The 3,508-nt window shown below is 66.1% G+C and carries 3 protein-coding genes; all 3 read right to left on the bottom strand.

Features of this window, described 5'->3' with window-relative positions:
* Positions 1 to 219: 219 nt before the first annotated feature.
* Positions 220 to 741, bottom strand: coding sequence for a hypothetical protein (locus FJY73_14160; protein ID MBM3321804.1), 522 nt, complete (start codon positions 739 to 741; stop codon positions 220 to 222).
* Between the two features lie 29 nt (positions 742 to 770).
* Positions 771 to 3,164, bottom strand: a complete 2,394-nt coding sequence (locus tag FJY73_14155) for a creatininase family protein (protein MBM3321803.1) — start codon at positions 3,162 to 3,164, stop codon at positions 771 to 773.
* 75 nt (positions 3,165 to 3,239) lie between these two features.
* The coding region (locus FJY73_14150; GenBank protein MBM3321802.1) for a DUF1611 domain-containing protein at positions 3,240 to 3,508 on the bottom strand (269 nt) is incomplete at its 5' end.

Here is a 3,508-nt window from a genome sequence, read left to right as displayed (position 1 = left end):
CGACCGGATGGGAGTTCCGAGATTGGGCCGCTGACCTCAACCGACCGAACCGCCGGATGCGGACCCGCATGTCCGGTGGTGTGGCAGGGGGAGTAGCGGGACGAACCCGCTACCCCCCTATGCCGATTGTGAAGGAGAGAGCGTGGATGATCCCATGCTTTCACGACGATTTCTTCGGATCCTCGCGGTTTGCTCAGGCGTCCCGCCCCGGAAGCGTTTCTACTCCGCGGTCACCGTCAGGTTTCCGCTCTTCTCTTCCTTCGAGTGCATGAAGTGGACGAGGAGGCCCTCTCGTTGGCCGGATACCATCGCGCCCTGATCCCCCATCTCGACGAGCATCGTCTCCCAGCCCGCCTTCTCGAGGTCCGCCTCGTACTTCGCCGCCGCGTCCGAATCGACGTCGTGGAGCCAGACGCTGTAGCTCCGCGCGCCGTCGGCTTTGTTTTCCGAGCGGGAGACGCGTTCAACCTTGCCGTACGCGAAGCGCGGAACGCCCGGTAGATCGTTCGGCCACTCGGCCGTCTCGACCGACTCGGTCTCGTAGTCCTTCGTCTTCACCGTGAGCTTTCCCCGGTCGTAGTCGACGTCGGCTTTCTCGCCGCTCGATCGCTCGAGAATCTTCTCGGCCATTTTCTCGGCGGCTTTTTCTCCCGAGTCCTTTCCGCCGCACCCTGCGGTGAAGAAGACGGCGAGCAGAAACACGACCGATGCGAACACGGTGCGCGGCCATCGATGGTTCATGCTTTCACCTTTTTCCTTTCGTGCGCCGTTCAGTACCGCCGCTGGTAAATCTCGTCGAGCGTGAGCGCCTTGAGGTCCTCCACGAGCTCGACCAGATGCCCGATCATCGCCTCCCACATCTTCACGCCCTTCTCGGCGCTCGCCTTGGTCGGATCTCCCATCACGCCGCTCGGCGAGATCCGCTTCGTGAACGCGTGCCACGAGACGCCGCGCCTCGAGGTGAAGTTGAGGTAGCGGCTCGAGAAGCTCGGCACTAGCTTCTCGATGCGCCCGCTGTCCACGAGATGCGGCCGCGTCGCGAGGCTGGTGCTCGTCTCGACCTCGCCCGCATGGACGTCGTTCGGCGTCTCGGTCATGCCGTAGATATCCACGTCGCTCGTCTCGCCGGTGTCGACGCCGACGAAAACGCGCGCGTCCCGGTTGATCATCTGCGCCGCGAAGTCGAGCGCCGGCTTGTTGCCGCCGTGGCCGTTGATGATGAGAAGCTTCGTCACCCCGTTCGCCGCGAGGGCCATGCCGATCTCGTAGACGAGGCGCGCGAGCGTGTCGTTCCCGATGCTCACCGTGCCGGGGAAATCGGCGTGGTGGTACGAGACGCCGTACGGAATGAGCGGAAGCACGAGCGGCTTCGGATCCTGGCAGCGCATCGCCACCTCGCGGCAGAGATGCTCCGCGTCGAACGCGTCCGTGTCGAGCGGGAGATGCGGCCCGTGCTGCTCGATCGCGCCGACGGGGAGGAGCGCGACGTCCACCTCGCCAAGACGCTCGCGCGCCTCGGGCCAGGTGAGCTCGCCGAGAAGGAACCGCGCCGGGCGCTCCCCGCGCGCCGATCCTCGGGCGAAGGAGTCGCCGGTGTCCCTCTCGAACGGGAAGGCTCGGTTCGCGGCGACATCGGTCGTCGGATCGAACGCCTCCCAAGCGCGCCCCTTCCGCCGCACCGCTCCCTCCGCGTGCTCGAGGAGAATCCGGTAGAGCGGGATCCGCATCTCGATCGGGATTCCCTCGATGGGCGAACGAATCGGATCGAAACGAAGTTGGAGCGCCTCGGGACGGGAGCGGACGCGTTTCCGCTCCCGGGGGGTCAGGGAGATGCGGCCGCGCTTCTCGAGGAGCCGAAGCGCCATGTGCAGGCTCGCCTCCTCCTGATGCGCCCCCTTCAACGGGAGATCCGCGAGGCAGGTCTCGATCTGCTCCGGTTTGTATCCGAGAAGGCCCGGGTCCCCTCCGACGGCGAGGATCATCCCGACGATCCGGCGGCACTTCTCGCAGCGCCCGCAGGGGAAGACGCGGCCTCCCTCGATGTGCGTGGCGTGGCACGAGACCTGCTGTTCGACGAGCGCCGGATAACGCTCGTAGAGTGTCTTCTCGATGAGGAGCTCCGAGAGCGGACGGAGAACCGAGAACTGCGAGAGCGCCCATCCTTTACGGCCATAGTAACGAGAGAGGGCGTTGTCGAAGAAGCGAGATTGGTCGAAGAGCCCGTCGTAGTGCTCGATCCCCTTGTGGCTCGCGCGAACGGTCGTGTCGTACTCGTCGCCGATGAGGATGCGCCCCGCGCGGCGCGCGCGCGCGAGGGGGAGCGCGCCGAAGAGAAAGACCGCGACGGTCCAAAGGCGGATCGGGTACTCATCCGAGCGGACGCTCGCGAAGTCGGCGCGGATGAAGGGGAGGCGCCGCAGCATCCACGAGAACAGGCGGTCCGAGTTCATCCAGACGCGCGCGGTGTGGGGAACGTTCTTCTGGAAGTGGCGAAACGCGTTGAGAGCGGTGAACCAGTGCCTCCCCGACTCGTTCCCGAAGATCGGGTGGACCTCGTAGCCGAGCTCGTTCAAGAGCCCGTAGGTGAGGAGGCTATCCTTTCCGCCGCTGGAGAGGACCGCGCAGCGATTCCGATCGGCGGAGTCGATCCTCCACGAGATCTTCCCGGCCGGTTCCGCGTCCGGAAAGAGGAGGGAGGCGCGGAGGTAATTCTCCCGCGGGAGAGCCGGAATGCCGAGCCCGGCCCCGACGAGAAACGGGTTCGGCTCCAGGAACTTCTTGACGTAGATCTCACGCGCCGTGTTCTCGGCCATCTCCGCGAGGAAACGCCGGTCCGTCTCGTCGAACGCCCCGCGAAAGACGATCTCGCGGCAGAAGAGGCCGTAGTTCAGCGCGACCTGCGCCGCGGCCATCGAGGCGAGGTTTCGGTCGGAGGGGCTCTTCGGATCGAAGACCGGCTCCTCGAAACGATAGACGAGGTCGATCGAGTCCTTGGCGCGGCCGCGCACGACGGCGTACGGGGCCGTGAGGCGGTCTCTTCGCACCTCGACCGGTCCGACCTCGAGACGATCGAAGGCGTGAAGAGCATCAAGTGGATCCTTCGGACGTGAAGCGTTCGCCGGGCGCTTCCCGCTCGGCGCCTCGGGTTTCTTTCTCGGTTGCACGCGCGCCTCCCGCTTGTCCGCGGCTGGGTCGCCTCGCCGGTTCCGTCATGATACCGGATCGGAGGCGCGTTCGCATCACCGGTGCGGGGGGTCGTGCGCCTCGGGAATCCGGTCGAGGAGGATCGCGGCGAGAGGCCCGGCGCCGTCCAGAAGGACATCGAACGCGGGAAGGCCGGTCGCGCGCGCGATCGCGTCGCAGACGAACGGGATCTCCTCCCGCGCGAGGCCCTCGTGGTTTACGGTGATCGCGACGACCGGTCTTCCCGACACGAGCTCGATCGCCTGGATCTGCTTTCCGAGCGGGTGCATCGGAAATGCGGGGAATCCATCGTAGGTCCTCCTCG

The sequence above is a fragment of the Candidatus Eisenbacteria bacterium genome (assembly GCA_016867715.1).
GTDB lineage: Bacteria > Orphanbacterota > Orphanbacteria > Orphanbacterales > Orphanbacteraceae > VGIW01.
Note: the sequence above shows the minus strand (reverse complement) of the source record. Positions and strands in the feature narration are given on the sequence as shown.